The organism is Aquabacterium humicola, from assembly GCF_030167915.1.
GTDB classification, from domain to species: domain Bacteria; phylum Pseudomonadota; class Gammaproteobacteria; order Burkholderiales; family Burkholderiaceae_C; genus Pseudaquabacterium; species Pseudaquabacterium humicola.
Window position 1 is genome coordinate 663986 of record NZ_JARGNB010000002.1, and the last position, 18749, is coordinate 682734.

Below are 18749 nucleotides of genomic sequence, written 5' to 3' on the forward strand. Positions count from 1 at the left end.
GCTCATTCCCCCGGTCCCCGTGCGTACCACCCTGACCCCTGCCGCCACCCTGGCGCCCCCCACCGACGAGCCGCGCTTCAGCCCGCTGCTGCAGGCCAGCTTCGGGCTGCATGCGGCCGCGCTGGTGCTGCCCTGGTTCGTCGCCGGCGCCTGGCCGTGGGCGGTCGGTGCGCTGGTGGCCAACCATGCGGTGCTGACGGCCGCCGGCCTGTGGCCGCGCTCGTCGCTGCTGGGACCCAACATCACGCGGCTGCCGGCGGCATCGGCCGCCCGCGGCGAGGTGGCGCTGACGATCGACGACGGCCCCGATCCCGAGGTGACGCCGCAGGTGCTGGACCTGCTCGACCGCTTCGGCGCGCGCGCCAGCTTCTTCGTCATCGGCGAACGTGCCGCGCAGCATCCGGCGCTGGTGGCGCAGATGCTCGCGCGGGGCCACAGCGTGCAGAACCATAGCCAGCGCCATCGCCATCACTTCTCGCTGCTGGGCCCCGCCGGTTTCCGCCGCGAGCTCGAAGCCGCGCAGGCGCAGCTGCAGGCCCTGACCGACGAGCGCCCGCGCTTCTTCCGTGCGCCGGCCGGCCTGCGCAATCCCTTCCTGCAGCCGGTGCTGCAGCGCCTGGGCCTGCGGCTGACCAGTTGGACGCGGCGCGGCTTCGACACCCGTGAAACCGATGCGCAGCGCGTGCTGGCGCGGCTCGTCGACGGCCTCGCCGCCGGCGACATCCTGCTGCTGCACGACGGCCATGCCGCCCGCGGCGCGAGCGGCACGCCGGTGGTGCTCGAGGTGCTGCCGGCGCTGCTGGAGCGGCTGCGCGCGGCGGGCCTGAAGCCGGTGACGCTGCCGGCGGCCTTCGCGGCCGACGCGGCATGAAGCGGCATGACGCGGCATGACGCGGCCCCAACCTTCGAAAGACGCATGAGTTCCGTTGCCCTGACTTCCACCGCCGAGCCGCCGCGCACCCCGGCGACCGACGCGGCCTGGCGCGCGCTGCACGAGGCGGCCTGTGCGCCGTACCGCCGTGCCGGCCGCTTCGCCTGGCACTTCGCGCGCGGCAAGCTCGGCCGCGACCCGGTGTTCCGCGGCCTGCTCGAGCGCGGCGACCTGCGTGCGAATGCCCGCGTGATCGACATCGGCTGCGGGCAGGGGCTGCTGGCCAGCCTGTTCGCGGCGATCGACGAGATGGCGCGCCGCGGCGCGTGGCCCGCGGGCTGGCCGGCGGCGCCGACCGGCTGCACCTACACCGGTATCGAGCTGATGCCGCGCGACGTCGAACGCGCCCAGGCCGCGGTCGGCGACCTGCCGAACCGCCCGGGCTTCGTCTGCGGCGACATGCGCGAGGTGGCGCTGCACGACTGCGAGCTGGTGGTGATCCTCGACGTGCTGCACTACGTCGACCATGCGGCGCAGGCCGCGCTGCTGGGCCGCATCTTCGCCGCGGTGCAGCCCGGCGGCCGGCTGCTGCTGCGCGTCGGCGACGCGGCCAGCACCCGCGGCTTCGTGATCAGCCAGTGGGTCGACCGCCTCGTGACCTGGGTGCGCGGCCACCGTGTGCCGCCGACCTGGGGCCGCACGCTCGTGGCCTGGGTCGAGGTGCTGCGAGCGCAGGGCTTCGTCGTGCAGCCGGTGCCGATGAGCCGCGGCACGCCGTTCGCCAACGTGCTGCTGGTGGCGGACAAGCCGGGAGCAGGGGCATGACCGTCATGCGTGCAGTTCCCGTGACCGCGTTCACCGCCAGCAGCGCGCTGGGCATCGGCCAGTCCGAAACGCTGGTTGCGCTGCGCGCGCAGCGCAGCGGCCTCGCGCACCGCGCCTTCGAGACGGTGGAGCAGCCGATGTGGATCGGCGAGGCGCCGGGCGTCGACGAAGAACGGCTGCCCGCCGCGCTGGCGGCCTACGACTGCCGCAACAACCGCCTGGCCTGGCAGGGCCTGCAGGCCGACGGCTTCGCGCAGCGTGTCGCGGCGGCCCGCGCGCGGCACGGCGCGCACCGCGTCGCGGTGCTGCTGGGCACCAGCACCTCGGGCATCCTGCAGACCGAACAAGCCTATCGCCGACGTGACGCGGCCAGCGGCGCGCTGCCGCCGGACTTCCACTACCGCCAGACCCACAACACCAACTCGCTGGCCGAGTTCGTCCGCGCGGCGCTCGAGCTGCAGGGGCCGGCGATGGTGGTGTCCACCGCCTGCTCGTCCAGCGCCAAGGTCTTCGCGCAGGCCTCGCGCTGGCTGGCGCTGGGGCTGGTCGATGCGGCCGTCGTCGGCGGCGTCGACAGCCTGTGCCTGACCACGCTCTACGGCTTCGGTTCGCTGGAGCTGCAGTCGCCCGAGATCTGCCGGCCCTGGGATGCCAACCGGCGTGGCCTGTCGCTCGGCGAAGCCGCGGCCTTCGCGCTGCTGGAACGCGACGGCGACGCCGCCGCGTGGCTGCTGGGCTGCGGCGAGAGCAGCGACGGCCACCACATGAGCAGCCCGCACCCCGAAGGCGCGGGCGCCGCGGCCGCGATGCGCGGTGCACTGGCCAGTGCCGGGCTGACGCCGGCGCAGATCGACTACATCAACCTGCACGGCACCGCGACGCCGAACAACGACAGCGTCGAGGACCTCGCGGTGCGCACCGTCTTCGGTGCGCAACTGCCGTGCAGCTCGACCAAGGGCGCGACCGGCCACACGCTGGGTGCCGCCGGCGGGCTGGAGGCGGTGATCTCGATGCTGGCGCTGCAGCACGGGCTGCTGCCGGGCGGGCTGAACCTGCAGACGCCCGACCCGGCGCTGCGCTGCAACTACCTGAGCGAGAACCGCAGCACGGCATTGCAGCGCATCGCCAGCAATTCCTTCGGCTTCGGCGGCAGCAACGCCTGCCTCATCTTCGGCAAGGAGGCGGCGTGATGGACGGCCTGTTGCCCGAAGTGAGCGTGCGAGGCATCGGTCTGTGCGGCCCGGGCTTCACCGACTGGACGCAGGGCCAGGTTCTGCTGAGCCAGCCGCCGGGCTGGACCTCGGCGCCGACGGTGCTGGCCGCACCGGCGCGTCTGGCGCCGACCGAACGGCGCCGCGCGGGCGCCGTCGTCAAGCTGTCGTTCGCGGTGGCCGACCAGGCCTGCGCGCAGGCCGGTGCCGACGTGCACACGCTGGCCACCGTGTTCAGCTCGACCGGCGCCGACTCCGCCAACTGCCACGCGATGTGCGAGGCGCTGGCCCAGGCCGAGCGCCTGGTGTCGCCGACACGCTTCACGAACTCGGTGCACAACGCGGCGGCCGGCTACTGGCACATCGCGACGCAGTCGCGCGCGCCGTCGACCAGCCTGTGCGCCTACGACGGCAGCTTCGCCGCCGGCCTGCTCGAAGCGGTGGCGCAGGTGCAGTCGCTGAAGCGGCCGGTGCTGCTGGTGGCGGCCGATGTGCCCTATCCGGAGCCGCTGAACGGCAAGCGGCCGTTGCCGGACGCCTTCGGCATCGCGCTGCTGCTGGACCCGGATGCGTCGGCCGGGATCGCGAGCCTGCGCATCGGCCTGCAAGCCGACGGCGCCTCGCCGACCGCCTGCGCGCACGAGGGCCTCGAGTCGTTGCGCCGCTCGATTCCGGCGGCGCGCGGGCTGCCGCTGCTGGCGTGCCTGGCCGGCGGTGCCGGCGGCTGCGTCGACATCGACTACCTCGACGGCCTGGCCTTGCGCGTGCAGATCGGCCGGCGATGAACGGACCGCAGACGCTGGACCATGCGGGCATCGCCGCGCGCATCCCGCACGCGGGCCGCATGTGCCTGCTCGACGCGCTGCTCGGCTGGTCGCCCGAACGCATCCGCTGCCGTGCGGACAGCCATCGCGCCACCGATCACCCGCTGCGCAGCGCGAGCGGCCTGCTGGCGCCGGCGGCGATCGAATACGCGGCGCAGGCGATGGCGCTGCATGGGGCGCTGATCGCGCCGGTCGGCAGCCCGCCGACGCCGGGCTACCTGGCCAGCGTGCGCGACGTGCAGCTGGCGGTGCCGGCGCTCGATGCGGTGCCCGGCGCGCTGATCGTCGACGCCGAACGCCTGGCCGGCGACGAGCGTCAGATCCTCTACCGCTTCGACGTGCGCGACGAGGCCGGCGCTGCCGTCGCGTCCGGCCGTGCGACCGTCGTGCTCAACGCGCTGCCCGCTGCATGAACGACGCCGTGTGCAACACCCCCCGCCTGGCCGCCAAGCGCGCGCTGGTCACCGGCGCCAGCGGCGCGCTGGGCGGCGCGATCGCCCGCCGCCTCGCCGCCGACGGCGCCACGCTGCTGCTGCATGCGAACACCAACGCCGCGGCGATCGAGGCCCTGGCCGACGACCTGCGCGCCGCCGGCGGCAACGCGAGCTGCCATGTCTTCGACGTCGCCGACGCGGCGGCCGCGCAGGCGGCCACCGCTGCGATGCTGGAGACCGGCCCGGTGCAGGTGATCGTCAACAACGCCGGCGTGCACGACGACGCGGTGTTCCCCGGCATGCGGGCCGAACAATGGCACCGCGTGATCGACGTGTCGCTGAACGGCTTCTTCCACGTCACGCAGCCGCTGCTGCTGCCGATGCTGCGCACACGCTGGGGCCGCATCGTCAATGTCTCGTCGATCGCCGCCTTGCGCGGCAACCGCGGGCAGGTGAACTACGCGGCGGCCAAGGGCGGCCTGAACAGCGCGACCAAGGCGCTGTCGCTGGAGGTCGCGAGCCGCGGTGTCACCGTCAACGCGGTGGCGCCGGGCATCATCGCCTCGCCGATGGCCGACGCGGTGTTCGACACCGCGTTGATCGCGCAGCTGGTGCCGGCGAAGCGGGCCGGCACGCCGGAGGAGGTCGCCGAGCTGGTGGCGTTCCTCGCCAGCCCGATGGCCGCGTACATCAGCGGCCAGGTGATCTCGATCGACGGCGGCATGAGCTGATGCGCCATCCGCTCCGCACTTCGGCGAACCGAAGAAGGGCCGGGTGAATCCGGCCGCGCGGGGCTAGCGCTGGAAGGGCGGCTGCCTCAGCAGCCGCCTGACCAGCAGGAACGGCAGGCGCAGCACGAACTCCAGCATCAGCCGCGCGTGCATCCACGTCAATAGCGCGTTATCACGGCCGTACTTGAAGTGCGAGACGCCGCCGTCCTCGGGCCGCGGGTACTTCACCGGCGCATCCAGGTTGACCGGCTTGATGCCGCGCCAGGCCAGGCGCACGACGGCTTCGGTGTCGAAGTCGAAGCGCCGCATCCAGGGCTGGCGGCGCATCACCGCCGCGAGGTCCGCCGCCGGGTAGACGCGGAAGCCGAACAGCGAATCGCCGATGCCCGCACCCAGGGTCTCGAGGTCGGTCCAGCCGTTCGACACCCGCCGGCCGCGCACGCGCAGCAGCGGCGCGCTGGCATCGAACACCGGCTTGCCGAGCACCATGGTCTCGGGCCGGGCGATCGAGGCCTGCATGAAGCGCGGGATCAGCGCGGCAGGGTGCTGACCGTCGGCATCCATCGTCAGTACGTGGGTGAAGCCGGACTTCAGCGCCAGCTCCAGGCCGTGCAGCACGGCGCTGCCCTTGCCGCGGTTGCGCGGCAGCACGAAGACCTGCAGGCCGGGGTCGGCCGCGGCCTTGGCGATCAGCGGCAGCTCGGAGCCGTCGGTGCTGCCGTCGATCACCACCCACACCGGGTTCCACTGCGCGCGCGCCGCGGCCACCGTCTCCAGCAGCAGCCGGCCGGTGTTGTAGCTCGGGATCAACACGAGGTGGCTGCCGCTGCGGGCCGCTGGCGCGGTGGCGGCCGGTGGACGGACAGTGGCAGGCGCGCTCAGTTGCTGCCTCCGGCGGGCGGGTTCTTCGGCATCGACCGGTTGGGCTTCACGCCGGATGCGAAGTAGGCCTCGAGCTCGCGCAGCAGCGCGTCGGCATCGCGCTGAGGCTCGAAGCGCTCGCCCATGCGCACGCTGAAGACGATCGGCAAAGGCGGCAGCCGCCACAACGGCCAGCCCTTGCCGAGGTAGGGCGAATCGGTGTCGATGAAGACGGTCTGGATCGGCGCCTTGGCGAGCTTGGCGATCAGCGTGATGCCCGGCATGAACGGATTCAGCGGCGGCTGCGTCGTGCGCGTGCCCTCCGGGAACATCACCAGCTGGCCGCCCTGCTTCAGCGCATCGACCGCCTGGCGCACCATCGACAGCGGCGACTCGTTGCTGACGTAGCGCGCCAGCCGCGCGCCGGCGCTGAGGAAGACGTTGCGCAGCAGGCTGGCCTTCATGATGCAGGTGGCACGAGGCAGGCGTGCGACCAGCATCAGGGCATCGAGCATGCTGGGATGGTTGGCGGCGATGATCAGGCCCCGCTCGTCGCGCAGCGCGTCCAGCACGCCGGCCTCCAGGCGCAGCATGCCGGTGGCCGCGGCGATGGCCCAGTACATCCGGTAGACGTAGGCGATGGCGCCGCGGCCGAGGGCCCGGCCGGTGCGCAGCGGCAGCACCGGGTACAGCAGCATCGCGATCAGGTTCCAGCCCAGCGACAGCAGGCCCAGCAGCAGCAGCAGCAGGTACAGCAGCAAGGTCATCGGCAGCGCCACCGGCCACGCCATGCGGCGCGGCGGCGGCGACGAGCCGGCCAGCGTGGGCGTGCTGGGGGTCGGCTTCATTCCTCGACGTCCACCGTGCGCGACGAGCCGGACAGCACCCACGACATCGCGATGCCGGCCGACCAGTGCGAGCGCTGCCGCACCAGCGGGCTGGCCTCGAAGCGCGCGCCGGCGAGGCTGTCGGCCTTGATGAAGAAGCCGAGCCAGCGCGCGCCGTCGCGGCGGGACACGCCGGCCAGCGCCGTGGCGCCCGCGTAGCCGGCACGGGCCGCGTAGGCGGGGCGCCATGCGGTCGCGTAGGCCGGTGCCACCTCGTAGAAGTAGCTGTGCAGCTTGCGGTCGCCGAACACCGGCCCGGCCTGCAGGCCGACGTTCCAGCCGCCGGCGGTGCGCAGATCGAGGTTCAGGTTCGGGGTCGCGATCAGGCCGACGACGCGGGGATCGGAGCCGACGCTGATCGCCGCGCGCACCGGCAGCCGCAGGTCGAGCTTCCACTCGGCGACGGCAGCACCCCGACCGCGGCCGCGGCCCAGCGTCCAGTTGACGTTCGGGCCCACCTCGACCGTCGGCTTCAGGTCCGGCATGCCTTCGCGGGCGCGGTTGTCGCGGCTGCGCGTGGGCGCGCTGGCCGATGCGCTGACGTCGACATCGAAGCTCTGGGAATCGAACAGCACCGCGCGGGCGCCGTCGCGGTCGGCCTTGAAGATCTCGCCGCGGTAGGCGACGTACGGCACCGGCAGCAGCCACGTGGTGGACTGGTCCGATCCGCGGTAGTGCGGCAGGCTCAAGGCCCCGACCCCGAGGCCCAGCTCCCACAGCGGGCGCTGCACGGCGGCCGCCGGCAGCGCGAGAGTGGCGCCGAGCGCGGCCAGCGCGATGGCGGGAACGCAACGCCAGGTCATGTCAACACCTCGCCGCGGGCCTCGGCCTGCGCCTCGATCTCGACCAGCAGGTCGCGGCGGCAGATGTCCGCGCGCAGCAGCACCGCGTCGCGAACGGCGGGCGCATCGGCGCCGAGCGCGTCGACCAGCAGCGCGCGCACGGTGGCCGCGTCTTCCGCGTGGCGCACGTAGACGGTGAACTGCAGGTCGCGCAGGCTGAAGCGCGCGCCGGTGTGGCGGTGCGAGGCGCCGATCACCGCCTCGAGGTTGGCCAGCGTCTCGCGCACCTGGCCGGCCAGGTCGCCGACGTGCATCGTCTGGTGGCCGACGATGCTCGCGGTGCCGGAAATCAGCAGCATCACGCGTCCGCCGCCGGCATCCACCAGCGCGGCGCGCGAGAAGGTGGGCGAGCGCGGGCCGTACTGGTTCGGGTAGTGGTAGGCCGAGACCTGGCGCGGGTTCTCGATCGGCAGCGCGGGCCGGCGGCCGGCGAGCACGCGGATCACCAGCGGTCCGTCGTGCGGCCCGAGCGCGCACGCGGCCGGCGAACCTTCGAACGCCGCCTGGCCCGCCGCGATGAACGCCTGCTGGCGACCGAGGTTGAAGTGGCGGTAGCGCTCGAGTCCACCTTCGTCGGCATTGATGCGCGGCACGTAGTTCCACAGCCGCAGCGGGTGCACGAAGCCGGTCGCACGCAGCGCTTCGAAGAGATCGAGGTAGCCGCGTTCGACGGCGGGAGCCAGCTCGCCGACTGGTGCATCGAAGGCCAGCGAACCGTAGAGCCAGTGGGCGTCGTGGCGCCAGTGCACCAGGCCGTGGCGGCCTTCGCTCATCGGGCCGGTGCCGGACCAGCCGTCGGCCACCGCGCGGCTGCCATCGAGCGGCAGCAGCAGCGGGGCGGCGCGGTCGTCGGCGGGGGCCGGGCCGAAATGCAGTTCGCCGAGCAAGGTGCCGGCGTCGGCCGGTTCGCCGGCATCGCGACGGCGCGCGTGCAGCATCGGCGGTTCGGAGGTCGATGACCGGTTCATCGGTCTTGGATCGCCCGTCGACCGGGCGCAGGCAACAGCTCGACCAGCGGGCCCCGTGACGGGCCCAGCAGCGTGATGTCCATCGGATCTCTTTGAAGCTTGGTGCGGCGCGGGCCTCCCCAGCCCCGGGCCGGATCGAAAGCCGCGCTGCCGATCCGCCGGGATTATGCCGAATCGACCTCTGCGGCCGGCTTGGCGGCGCCCCCTAGGAAGTAACCCCTGTCAAGGGTTTCACGAAGATCAAATACGCTATGGCACACTCGCGCGCTTTGTCGTTTTGTGGCCGCATCCGGGCCTCGTTTCATTGGACAAGATCCTTCTGCAAATCGCGGCCGAACTGAAGGTCGCGCCGCGCCAGGTCCAGGCCGCGGTCGAGCTGCTCGATGGCGGCGCCACCGTTCCCTTCATCGCCCGCTACCGCAAGGAGGCCACCGATGGCCTCGACGATACGCAGCTGCGGGACCTCGAAGCGCGCCTGGCCTACCTGCGCGAGCTTGAGGAGCGCCGCGCCGCGGTGCTCAGGAGCATCGACGAGCAGGGCAAGCTGACGCCGGACCTTCGTGGCGCGATCGAAGCCGCGCCGACCAAGCAGGAGCTCGAGGACCTGTACCTGCCGTACAAGCCCAAGCGCCGCACCAAGGGCATGATCGCCCGCGAGGCGGGCCTGGAGCCGCTGGCCGACAAGCTGTTCGCCGATCCCTCGCTGGACCCCCTGGGCGAAGCAGCCGCCTTCATCAACGCCGATGGCGGCTTCGCCGATGCGCACGCGGTGCTCGACGGCGTGCGCGACCTGCTGTCCGAACGCTGGGCCGAGGATGCCGCGCTGGTCGGCAAGCTGCGCGAGTGGCTCTGGGAAGAAGGCCTCTTCAAGTCGAAGCTCGTCGAGGGCAAGGACCCGAACAACGCCGATGTCGCGAAGTTCCGCGACTACTTCGACTACGACGAGCCGATCCACCGCGTGCCCTCGCACCGCGCGCTGGCCGTGTTCCGCGGCCGCACGCTGGAGTTCCTCGAAGCGAAGCTGGCGCTCGACGAGGAAGTGGTGCCCGGTCAACCGACGCTGGCCGAAGGCCGCATCGCCGTGCACCTGGGCTGGCGCCATGCGAAGCGGCCGGCCGACGAGCTGATCCGCAAGACCATCGCCTGGACCTGGAAGGTCAAGCTCAGCCTGAGCCTGGAGCGCGACCTCTTCACCCGGCTGCGCGAAGCGGCCGAAGCGACCGCGATCAAGGTCTTCGCCGAGAACCTGCGTGACCTGCTGCTCGCCGCGCCGGCCGGCAAGCGTGTCGTGATGGGGCTGGACCCCGGCATCCGCACCGGCGTCAAGGTGGCGGTGGTGTCGGACACCGGCAAGGTGCTCGCCACGTCGACCGTCTACCCGCACGAGCCGCGCAACGACTGGGAAGGTTCGCTGCATGCGTTGGGCAAGCTGGTGGCCACGCACGGCGTGAACCTGATCGCGATCGGCAACGGCACGGCGAGCCGCGAGACCGACAAGCTGGCGGCCGACCTGATCAAGCGCATCTCGGCCATCGCCCCCGACGCGAAGATCGACAAGGTCGTCGTCAGCGAGGCCGGCGCGTCTGTCTACTCGGCATCCGAATTTGCCAGCAAGGAGCTACCCGAGCTCGACGTCACCCTGCGCGGCGCGGTGTCGATCGCGCGCCGCCTGCAGGACCCGCTCGCGGAACTGGTGAAGATCGAGCCGAAGAGCATCGGCGTCGGCCAGTACCAGCACGACGTGAACCAGAGCGAGCTCGCGCGCACGCTGGGCGCGGTGGTCGAGGACTGCGTGAACAAGGTCGGCGTCGACCTGAACACCGCGTCGGCGCCGCTGCTGTCGCGGGTGTCGGGGCTGTCGCCGGCAGTGGCCGCGTCGATCGTGCGTTGGCGCGACGCGCATGGCGCGTTCCGCAACCGCCAGCAGCTGCTCGAGGTCAGTGGCCTGGGGCCGAAGACCTTCGAGCAGGCCGCGGGCTTCCTGCGCATCCGCGACGGCGACAACCCGCTGGACCTGTCCGGCGTGCACCCCGAGACCTACCCGGTGGTGCAGAAGGTGCTGGACAAGCTGCAGCGCCCGATCCACGAGCTCATCGGCAAGGCCGACGTGATCCGCACGCTGAAGCCCGAGGCCTTCGCCGACGAGCGTTTCGGCGCGATCACGGTCAGGGACATCTTCGCCGAGCTCGAGAAGCCGGGCCGCGACCCGCGCCCGGACTTCAAGGTCGCGCGCTTCAACGACGGCGTCGAGGACCTCAAGGACCTGACGGAAGGCATGGTGCTCGAGGGCACCGTCAGCAACGTCGCGCAGTTCGGCGCCTTCGTCGACCTGGGCGTGCACCAGGACGGGCTGGTGCACGTGAGCCAGCTGTCGAACAAGTTCGTCAACGATGCGCGCGAGGTCGTCAAGACCGGCGACATCGTCAAGGTCAAGGTGCTCGAGGTCGACCTGGCGCGCAAGCGCATCTCGCTGACGATGAAGCTCGATGCGCAGCCGGGCAAGGGCGGCGGCGGGGCCGGTCGCGGCGACAACGGCTACCGGGCGCCGGGCCGCAACGAGCGCCTGCCGGCCGGGCGCAGTGCGCCGGCACCCGCCGGGCAGGGTGCGATGGCGGCGGCCTTCGCCAAGCTGCAGGGCAAGCGCTAGCGTCCAAAGACGGCGGCCACGATGCAGGCACTGCATATCCACGCCGGCGCCCGCGCCCGCGCGGTGCTGCGCGAGCGCGGGCTGAAGCCGGCCGACGTGCGGGTGATCGCCGGTGCGGCCGGCGGGCCGAAGGGCCTGGTGCTGAATCCGCTCGACCAGGTGCTGTTCGACCGCTGGCTGCCGGCCAGCAGCCACACCGTGCACCTCGTCGGCGCGTCGATCGGCGCCTGGCGCCTGGCCGCCGCGACGCTCGACGAGCCGGCGCGCTCGCTGCAGCGCCTGGCCGACGACTACATCGCGCAGGAGTACCCGGTTCGCCCCGACGCGGGCAGGGTTGCGCAGCAGATGTCGGACGTGTTCGGCGCGCGCCTGCGCGAGCACTTCGAGGGCCGCGAGGCCGAAGCGCTGAACCATGCGCGCTACCGGCTGCATGTCTTCACCAGTCTCGGCCGCGGGCTGCTGCGCCGCGAGGGCCGCGTGCGCACGCCGCTGGGTTACCTGGGCGCGTTCGCGACCAACCTCGTCAACCGGCGCGCGATGGGCGGCTGGCTGCAGCGCGTGATCTTCTCGGACCCGCGCGAAGCGCTGCCCTTCCACCTGCACGACTACCGCACGCAACAGGTGGCGCTGTCGGCGCAGAACCTGAGCGCGTCGGTGCTGGCGAGCTGCTCGATCCCCTTCGTGCTGGCCGCCGTGCACGACATTCCGGGGGGTCCCGCCGGCGCATACTGGGACGGCGGCATCACCGACTACCACCTGCACCTCGACTACGCGTCGATGCACGAGGGCCTCGTGCTCTATCCGCACTTCCAGCGCCAGCTGGTGCCGGGCTGGCTCGACAAGGGCCTGCGCCACCGCCACCGGGCGAGCGAGCGCCTGGCCAACGTGGTCGTGCTGTCGCCGAACCCCGAGTGGGTGAAGACGCTGCCGAACGCCAAGCTGCCCGACCGCAGCGACTTCAAGGCCTATGGCCTCGATCATGCCGGCCGTGCCGCCGCGTGGCGGCAGGCGCTGGCGATGAGCCGGCAGCTGGCCGACGAGTTCGAGCAGCTCGCCGCGCGATCGTCGATCGACGCCTTGCCGCTGACTTGAAGTCCGCGTCGCCACGACGCGTTTCGCGGCCTGCATCCGGCCGCCGCATCCGTTTTCGAGCCCGCCGCGTATCAGCCCGGCAGACACCCGCTGGCGCAACAACACAAGCCGGAGGTGTCCAGCGCCTTCGGCCGCATTCGATGCGCCGACGGCATGGACTTTCATGCGCTCGAGGACCCCCATCATGACGCTCTCATTGCCCCCGGTGCAGCGCCTGCTGCCCGTCGCCGCGGCCGCGCTGGCCACGATCGCTGCCGCGCTGCCGGCCGCGCACGCCTCCAGCCACCGCGAGGCGCCGTTCATCACGACGGCGCCGAAGGTCGACGGCACCGACTTCTACATGTTCTCCAGCTACGAACCCGGCCGCACCGGCTTCGTGACGCTGATCGCCAACTACCAGCCGCTGCAGGCGCCGTACGGCGGCCCGAACTACTTCTCGATGGATCCGAACGCGCTGTACGAGATCCACGTCGACAACAACGGCGACGCGAAGGAAGACATCAGCTTCCAGTTCCGCTTCAAGAACGCGCTGAAGGGCATCACGCTGCCGATCGGCGGCAAGAACGTCGCGATCCCGCTGATCCAGGCCGGCGGCGTCACCGAGCCGAACGCCGCGGCGCTGAATGTCAACGAAACCTTCACCGTCGACGTCGTGCGCGGCGACCGGCGCGGCGGCATGAAGTCGGCGATCACCAATGCCACCGGCGGCAGCGCCACCTTCAACAAGCCGGTCGACAACATCGGCATGAAGACGATCCCCGACTACGCGGCCTATGCGGCCAAGCATGTCTACAGCGTCAACATCCCGGGGTGCAGCCAGCCGGCGAAGCTGTTCGTCGGCCAGCGCAAGGAAGCCTTCGCGGTCAACCTCGGCACGATCTTCGACCTGGTGAATGCACCCGTCGCGGTGATCACCGATCCGGCGCTGATCAACGCGGTGCCGAACACCATCGACGATGCCAACATCACCTCGCTGGCGATGGAGGTGCACCGCAGCTGCCTGACGCAGGGCAGCGAGACGGTGATCGGCGGCTGGACCACCGCCAGCCTGCGCCAGGGCAGCCTGCTGAACCCGACGCCCGCGAAGGGCCACCAGACCACCGGCGTACCGGGCGGCGCCTGGGTGCAGGTGTCGCGCCTGGGCATGCCGCTGGTCAACGAGGTGGTGATCGGCCTGCCCGACAAGGACCGCTTCAATTCGAGCAAGCCGAAGGACGACGGCCAGTTCGCCGACTACGTCACCAACCCGACGCTGCCGGCGCTGCTGGAGATCGCGCTGAACCTCCCGGGCACCGCCCCGAAGAACCTGCCGCGCACGGACCTCGTGACGACCTTCCTCACCGGCATCAAGAACGTCAACCAGCCGGCGAACGTCGTCGCGTCGGAGATGCTGCGGCTGAACACCGCGACGGCACCGACGGCGGAAGCCGCGCAGCATCGCCTGGGTCTCGCCGGCGGTGATGCCGCCGGCTTCCCGAACGGCCGCCGGCCGAAGGACGACGTCGTCGACATCTCGCTGGTCGCGGTGATGGGCGGGCTGTGCATGCTCAACGGCACGACGAATGCGCTCAACCTGGGCACCGAGTGCAAGCCGTCGAACGTGCCGCTGGGCATGACCTCGCTGAAGCTGCACGATGCGGTCGACCAGGCCGTCGTGCCGCTGCTGCCGGGCTTCCCGTACCTGTCGACGCCGATGCCGGGTTCGCGCTGAGGAGCACGCCATGACGAATGCACATCGCCCGCTGGCGCTGCTGTTCACCGCCGTGGCCCTGCTCGCCGGCTGCGGCGGCGGGGACGACTACAGCGCGCCGCCGCCACCCCCGCCGACCCCCGCGCCGCCGCCACCGGATCCGCTGGCCGCGGTGCCCGACGCGGCGAAGCAGTCGATCGAGGGGCTCGCGAGCTACCTGAAGGCGCTGACACTCAATGTGAGCGACACCCGCGAACCGGTCGCGATCGACGGCGTGACCCTGCCCGCCAGCGACACCGCCGAGCCGAGCGCGATCTGAAGCCGACCGTGCCGCGCGACCCCATGCGCGGCACACCCATCGTTTGGAGGGAACGCATGCGCAAGCTCCTGCTGGCCGCCTCGCTGGTCGCTTCGACGGTCGCTTCGTTGATCGTGCAGGCGGCACCGATCGTGCCGCAGGCCGATGACGAGGTGATCGAGCGCCTGCCTGCCGTGGCACGGGCGGGCACCAGTGCCGATCCGGCGCTCGCGCTGAACGAAGCGCGCAGCCTGCTCGAGGCCGGCCGCGAGCAAGGCGATCCGCGCCTCGCCGGGCGGGCGCTCGCGCGGCTCGCGCGCTGGCAGTCCGATGCGCGCGCGCCGGCCGACATCGTGCTGCTGCTGGCCGACACCGAGCAGTACCTGCACCGCTTCGAGCCGGCGAACCGCCGCCTCGAGGCACTGGTGCGGCGAGATGCTCGTCAGCCTCAGGCCTGGTTGATGCTGGCGACGCTGCACCGCGTGCAGGGCCGCTACGACGCCTCTGACAGGGCCTGCGATGCGCTGCGTGGCCTGCGCGCGCAGCCGTACGCGGACGCGTGCGTCGCCGAGAACCGCGCGTTGCGCGGCGAGCATGAGCCGGCGCGGCGCCAGCTGCAGGCGCTGATCGCGCTGTCGACCGACGCCGGCACGCGCGCGTGGTTGACGACTTCGCTGGCCGAGCTCGAGCAGCGCGCCGGCCGCGCGGCCGCGTCGGATGCCGCTTGGCGACAGTCCCTGGCCAGTGGACGCGATGCCTACGCGGCGATCGCCTACGCCGATTTCCTGCTCGACCAGCAGCGTCCTCGCGACGCCTGGCGTGTGCTGCAGGCCGAGCAACGCAGCGATGCGGCGCTGCTGCGGCTGGCGATCGCGGCGCAGCGTGCCAGGCTGCCCGAGGCCAGCGCGCTGCGCGACGAGCTGCGCGAGCGCTTCGCGCAGGCCGACCAGCGCAGCGGCCCCAGCGGCCACGAGCGCGAGCGTGCGCTGATGGCGCTCGAGATCGAGCGTGATCCGGCAGCGGCCTTGCGCGCTGCGCGCCAGAACGTCGAGCAGCAGCGGGAGCCGCTCGATCTGCTGTTGCTGGCGCGCTGCGCCACGGCGGCCGGCGATGCCGCCGCGCTGGCCGAGGCGAAGGCGCTGGCCGAACGCATCGGGCTGCGCGACGTGCGGCTGGCCGCGCTGTGAGCAGGGGAGGACGCGCCATGCTTCGATCGATGTTTATGCTGTTCGCTGCGCTGCTGCTCGGCCTGCCGGCCGCGGCGCACAAGGCAAGCGATGCCTACCTGGTCATCGAGTCGCGCGACGGCGCGACCCAGCTGCGCTGGGACATCGCGCTGCGCGACCTCGATGCGGCGCTGCCGATCGATGCGGACGGCGACCGGCAACTGACCTGGGGCGAGGTCAAGGCCGCCTGGCCGGCGATCGACGCATTGGCGCTGGCCGCCTGGTCGGTGCCCGGTTGCCGGTTCGAGTTGTTGGGCCATGCCCTCGAACGCCGCAGCGATGGCACCTACGCGGTTCTGCAACTGCGCGCGCCCTGCGTGGTCGACGAGCGCACGCCGCTGCGCTACACGTTGTTCGCCGAGGTCGACCCGACGCACCGCGGCATCGCCAAGATCGTGCGCGCCGACGGCAGCTCGGTCGCGCGCCTGCTCGATCCGCAGCAGCCGGCGGCCGTGGCGGCGACGGGCCCTGCGCCCGCGACGTCCGGCGAGGCTTCCGCCGCGCCGACCGCCGGCGCCTTCCTGCGCGAAGGCGTGCACCACATCGTCACCGGCTACGACCACCTTTTGTTCCTGCTGTGCCTGCTGCTGCCGGCGGTGCTGCGGCGCGACGGCGGCCGCTGGCAGGCCGTTCAGGGCTGGCAGGCCGCGTTGTGGCCGGTGGCCAAGGTCGTCACGCTGTTCACGCTGGCGCACTCGGTGACGCTGGCACTCGCGACGCTCGGGTGGGTGCGGCTGCCACCGTCCATCGTCGAACCGGCGATCGCTGCGACCATCATCGTCGCCGCGCTCGACAACCTGAAGCCGCTGATCGGCCGCCATCGTGGTGCGATCACCTTCGCCTTCGGCCTGGTCCACGGCTTCGGCTTCGCCGGCGTGCTCGGCGAGCTGCAGCTGCCGCCGGCCGCCTTCGGGTGGGCGCTGTTCCAGTTCAACCTGGGGCTCGAGCTGGGCCAGCTGGCGATGGTGCTGGCGGTGGTGCCGCTGCTGTATGTGCTGCGCCAACGGCGGCTGTACGTGCCGGGGGTGATGGGCGCGGGTTCCGTCGCGGCGATGATGCTGGCGGCAGTCTGGCTGGTCGAGCGCACGGCCGACGTCAGCCTCTTGCCCTTCTGAGGTGCTCGTGAACTAGAATCGGCGCCTTCATCGATCAACAAGGGCGAGAAAGGCATCATGGTTGTGACACCGCGAACTACGTCGTTCGCCACCGCTGACTGACCGTCGGCCGCGCCGTCACGCCTGTTCGCACACCTTTCCCCGAACACCTGAAAGCGCGGTCCTCACCGCGCTTTTTTGTTGCCCGTTTTTGTTGCCCGTTTCCTGCCGGGCGAGAGGGATTCCCATGATCAAGATCACGTTGCCCGATGGTTCCCAACGCGAGTACCCGCAGCCGGTGACGGTGGCCGAAGTGGCCGCGTCGATCGGCGCCGGACTGGCGAAGGCCGCGCTCGGCGGCCGGGTCGGCGAAGGGGCCGGCGCCAGGCTCGTCGATACGAGCCACCGCATCGATGCCGATGCGAAGCTGGCGATCGTCACGGAGAAGGACGCGGCCGGCCTCGAGATGATCCGCCACTCGACGGCGCACCTGCTGGCCTACGCCGTCAAGGAGCTGTTCCCCGAGGCCCAGGTGACGATCGGCCCGGTCATCGACAACGGCTTCTACTACGACTTCTCGTACACGCGGCCCTTCACGCCCGACGACCTGGCGGCGATCGAGGCCCGCATGCTGGAGCTGTCCAAGAAGGACGAGCCGGTGGTGCGCCGCGTTCTGCCGCGCGACGAGGCAGTGGCCTACTTCAAGGGTCTCGGCGAGCACTACAAGGCGGAGATCATCGCCAGCATCCCGAGCAACGAGGACGTCTCGCTCTACCGCGAAGGCGGCTTCGAGGACCTGTGCCGCGGCCCGCACGTGCCGAGCACGGGCAAGCTGAAGCACTTCAAGCTGATGAAGGTGGCCGGCGCCTACTGGCGCGGCGACCACCGCAACGAGATGCTGCAGCGCATCTACGGCACGGCCTGGGCGACGAAGGACGATCTGCAGAACTACCTGCGCATGCTCGAGGAAGCCGAGAAGCGCGACCATCGCAAGCTCGGCCGCGAACTCGACCTGTTCCACATGGACGAGCACTCGCCGGGCACGGTGTTCTGGCATCCCAAGGGCTGGGCGGTGTGGCAGGAGGTCGAGCAGTACATGCGCCGCGTGTACCGCGAGAACGGCTACCAGGAGGTCAAGGGCCCGCAGATCCTCGACCAGGGGCTGTGGGAGAAGACGGGGCACTGGCAGAAGTACCGCGAGAACATGTTCACGACGGAGTCGGAGAAGCGCGAGTACGCGCTGAAGCCGATGAACTGCCCCGGCCACATCCTGATCTTCAAGCAGGGCATCAAGAGCTACCGCGACCTGCCGCTGCGCTTCGGCGAGTTCGGCCAGTGCCACCGCAACGAACCGACGGGCGGCCTGCACGGCATCATGCGCGTGCGCGCCTTCACGCAGGACGACGGCCACATCTTCTGCACGGAGGACATGATCCTGCAGGAGTGCGTCGAGTACACGGCGCTGCTGCAGCGGGTCTACGCCGACTTCGGCTTCACGAACATCCTCTACAAGGTGGCGACGCGGCCCGAGGCCCGCATCGGCTCCGACGACAGCTGGGACAAGGCCGAGCACGCGCTGATGGAGTCGCTGCGTCGCTCGGGCTGCGAGTTCGTGATCTCGCCCGGCGACGGCGCGTTCTACGGCCCGAAGATCGAGTACACGCTGAAGGACGCGCTCGGCCGCGAGTGGCAATGCGGCACGATGCAGGTGGACTTCTTCATGGCCGAGCGGCTGGGCGCCGAGTACGTCGCCGAGTCCGGCGAGCGCAAGACGCCGGTGATGCTGCACCGGGCGATCGTCGGCAGCCTCGAGCGTTTCATCGGCATCCTGATCGAGCAGCACGCCGGCGCGCTGCCCGCCTGGCTGGCGCCGGTGCAGGCGGTGATCTGCTGCATCACGGAGGCGCAGGCCGAATACGTTGCTGAAATCGCGAAAACGCTGCAAAAACAAGGAGTTAGAGTGGCGGCCGATTTGCGGAACGAAAAGATCACGTATAAAATCCGCGAGCATTCATTGCAGAAGGTCCCGTACATCCTCGTCGCTGGCGACAAGGAGAAGGCAAGTGGGGCCGTTGCCGTGCGCGCTCGAGGCAACCAGGACCTCGGTGTGATGCCCCTCGACGACTTCGCTCGCAAGCTCGCCGACGACATCAACCGCAAGGTCTGACGCGGATCTCCGGCGCGCGCATTCGCTTTTTCTGAGCCCGTTGCTTGCCTTGGGGCTGTGTAGGGGTTAGCACCATCGCTA

Annotated in this window: 17 protein-coding genes; 13 read left to right on the top strand and 4 right to left on the bottom strand. The window is 71.2% G+C overall.

Annotated elements, in window-relative coordinates; genetic code table 11:
• Nucleotides 1–31: 31 nt before the first annotated feature.
• The 6 genes from P1K89_RS13300 to fabG are packed head-to-tail and all read left to right on the top strand — an operon-like array spanning nucleotide 32 to nucleotide 4896.
• Nucleotides 32–871, top strand: a complete 840-nt coding sequence (locus P1K89_RS13300) for a polysaccharide deacetylase family protein (protein WP_439897993.1) — start codon at nucleotides 32–34, stop codon at nucleotides 869–871.
• 45 nt (nucleotides 872–916) lie between these two features.
• On the top strand, nucleotides 917–1696 hold the full coding sequence (locus tag P1K89_RS13305) for a class I SAM-dependent methyltransferase (RefSeq protein WP_284616934.1): 780 nt from the start codon (nucleotides 917–919) through the stop codon (nucleotides 1694–1696).
• A gap of 5 nt (nucleotides 1697–1701) precedes the next feature.
• Nucleotides 1702–2886, top strand: a complete 1185-nt coding sequence (locus P1K89_RS13310; protein WP_284616935.1) for a beta-ketoacyl-[acyl-carrier-protein] synthase family protein — start codon at nucleotides 1702–1704, stop codon at nucleotides 2884–2886.
• A complete protein-coding gene (locus tag P1K89_RS13315; protein ID WP_284616936.1) occupies nucleotides 2886–3692 on the top strand; it encodes a beta-ketoacyl synthase chain length factor in 807 nt (268 codons plus the stop codon). Before P1K89_RS13310 ends, P1K89_RS13315 begins: the two co-directional genes overlap by 1 nt.
• The gene (locus P1K89_RS13320; protein ID WP_284616937.1) at nucleotides 3689–4144 is read left to right on the top strand and encodes a hotdog family protein; all 456 of its coding nucleotides are present in this window, start codon (nucleotides 3689–3691) and stop codon (nucleotides 4142–4144) included. The genes P1K89_RS13315 and P1K89_RS13320 overlap by 4 nt, the downstream gene beginning before the upstream one ends.
• Nucleotides 4141–4896 carry a 3-oxoacyl-ACP reductase FabG gene (gene fabG, locus P1K89_RS13325; protein ID WP_284616938.1) on the top strand — a complete coding sequence of 252 codons (756 nt, stop codon included), beginning with the start codon at nucleotides 4141–4143 and terminating at the stop codon, nucleotides 4894–4896. Before P1K89_RS13320 ends, fabG begins: the two co-directional genes overlap by 4 nt.
• A gap of 63 nt (nucleotides 4897–4959) precedes the next feature.
• Here fabG and P1K89_RS13330 read toward each other — a convergent pair whose 3' ends face one another.
• The 4 genes from P1K89_RS13330 to P1K89_RS13345 all read right to left on the bottom strand — a co-directional run bounded on the left by P1K89_RS13330 (nucleotide 4960) and on the right by P1K89_RS13345 (nucleotide 8454).
• On the bottom strand, nucleotides 4960–5709 hold the full coding sequence (locus P1K89_RS13330; RefSeq protein WP_439897979.1) for a glycosyltransferase family 2 protein: 750 nt from the start codon (nucleotides 5707–5709) through the stop codon (nucleotides 4960–4962).
• 65 nt (nucleotides 5710–5774) lie between these two features.
• Nucleotides 5775–6605, bottom strand: coding sequence for a lysophospholipid acyltransferase family protein (locus P1K89_RS13335; RefSeq protein WP_284616939.1), 831 nt, complete (start codon nucleotides 6603–6605; stop codon nucleotides 5775–5777).
• Nucleotides 6602–7447, bottom strand: coding sequence for a MipA/OmpV family protein (locus P1K89_RS13340; protein WP_284616940.1), 846 nt, complete (start codon nucleotides 7445–7447; stop codon nucleotides 6602–6604). Before P1K89_RS13340 ends, P1K89_RS13335 begins: the two co-directional genes overlap by 4 nt.
• Entirely contained in the window at nucleotides 7444–8454 is a 1011-nt protein-coding gene (locus P1K89_RS13345; protein ID WP_284616941.1) for a chorismate transformation FkbO/Hyg5 family protein, read from the bottom strand. The genes P1K89_RS13340 and P1K89_RS13345 overlap by 4 nt, the downstream gene beginning before the upstream one ends.
• A 304-nt stretch (nucleotides 8455–8758) precedes the next feature.
• Between P1K89_RS13345 and P1K89_RS13350 the strand changes: the two genes are divergently transcribed.
• The 7 genes from P1K89_RS13350 (at nucleotide 8759) to thrS (ending at nucleotide 18668) form a co-directional block, all read left to right on the top strand.
• Nucleotides 8759–11101, top strand: a complete 2343-nt coding sequence (locus tag P1K89_RS13350) for a Tex family protein (protein ID WP_284616942.1) — start codon at nucleotides 8759–8761, stop codon at nucleotides 11099–11101.
• A 21-nt stretch (nucleotides 11102–11122) separates the two neighbouring features.
• Nucleotides 11123–12193, top strand: a complete 1071-nt coding sequence (locus P1K89_RS13355) for a patatin-like phospholipase family protein (RefSeq protein WP_284616943.1) — start codon at nucleotides 11123–11125, stop codon at nucleotides 12191–12193.
• Between the two features lie 184 nt (nucleotides 12194–12377).
• The gene (locus P1K89_RS13360) at nucleotides 12378–13904 is read left to right on the top strand and encodes a DUF4331 domain-containing protein (RefSeq protein ID WP_284616944.1); all 1527 of its coding nucleotides are present in this window, start codon (nucleotides 12378–12380) and stop codon (nucleotides 13902–13904) included.
• 10 nt (nucleotides 13905–13914) lie between these two features.
• Nucleotides 13915–14202, top strand: coding sequence for a hypothetical protein (locus P1K89_RS13365; protein WP_284616945.1), 288 nt, complete (start codon nucleotides 13915–13917; stop codon nucleotides 14200–14202).
• 56 nt (nucleotides 14203–14258) lie between these two features.
• Nucleotides 14259–15368: a hypothetical protein gene (locus tag P1K89_RS13370; RefSeq protein WP_284616946.1), complete on the top strand. Its 1110-nt coding sequence runs from the start codon at nucleotides 14259–14261 to the stop codon at nucleotides 15366–15368.
• A gap of 17 nt (nucleotides 15369–15385) precedes the next feature.
• Entirely contained in the window at nucleotides 15386–16522 is a 1137-nt protein-coding gene (locus tag P1K89_RS13375) for a HupE/UreJ family protein (protein ID WP_284616947.1), read from the top strand.
• Nucleotides 16523–16748: 226 nt separating this feature from the next.
• Nucleotides 16749–18668, top strand: coding sequence for a threonine--tRNA ligase (gene thrS, locus P1K89_RS13380; protein ID WP_284616948.1), 1920 nt, complete (start codon nucleotides 16749–16751; stop codon nucleotides 18666–18668).
• Nucleotides 18669–18749: the final 81 nt, after the last annotated feature.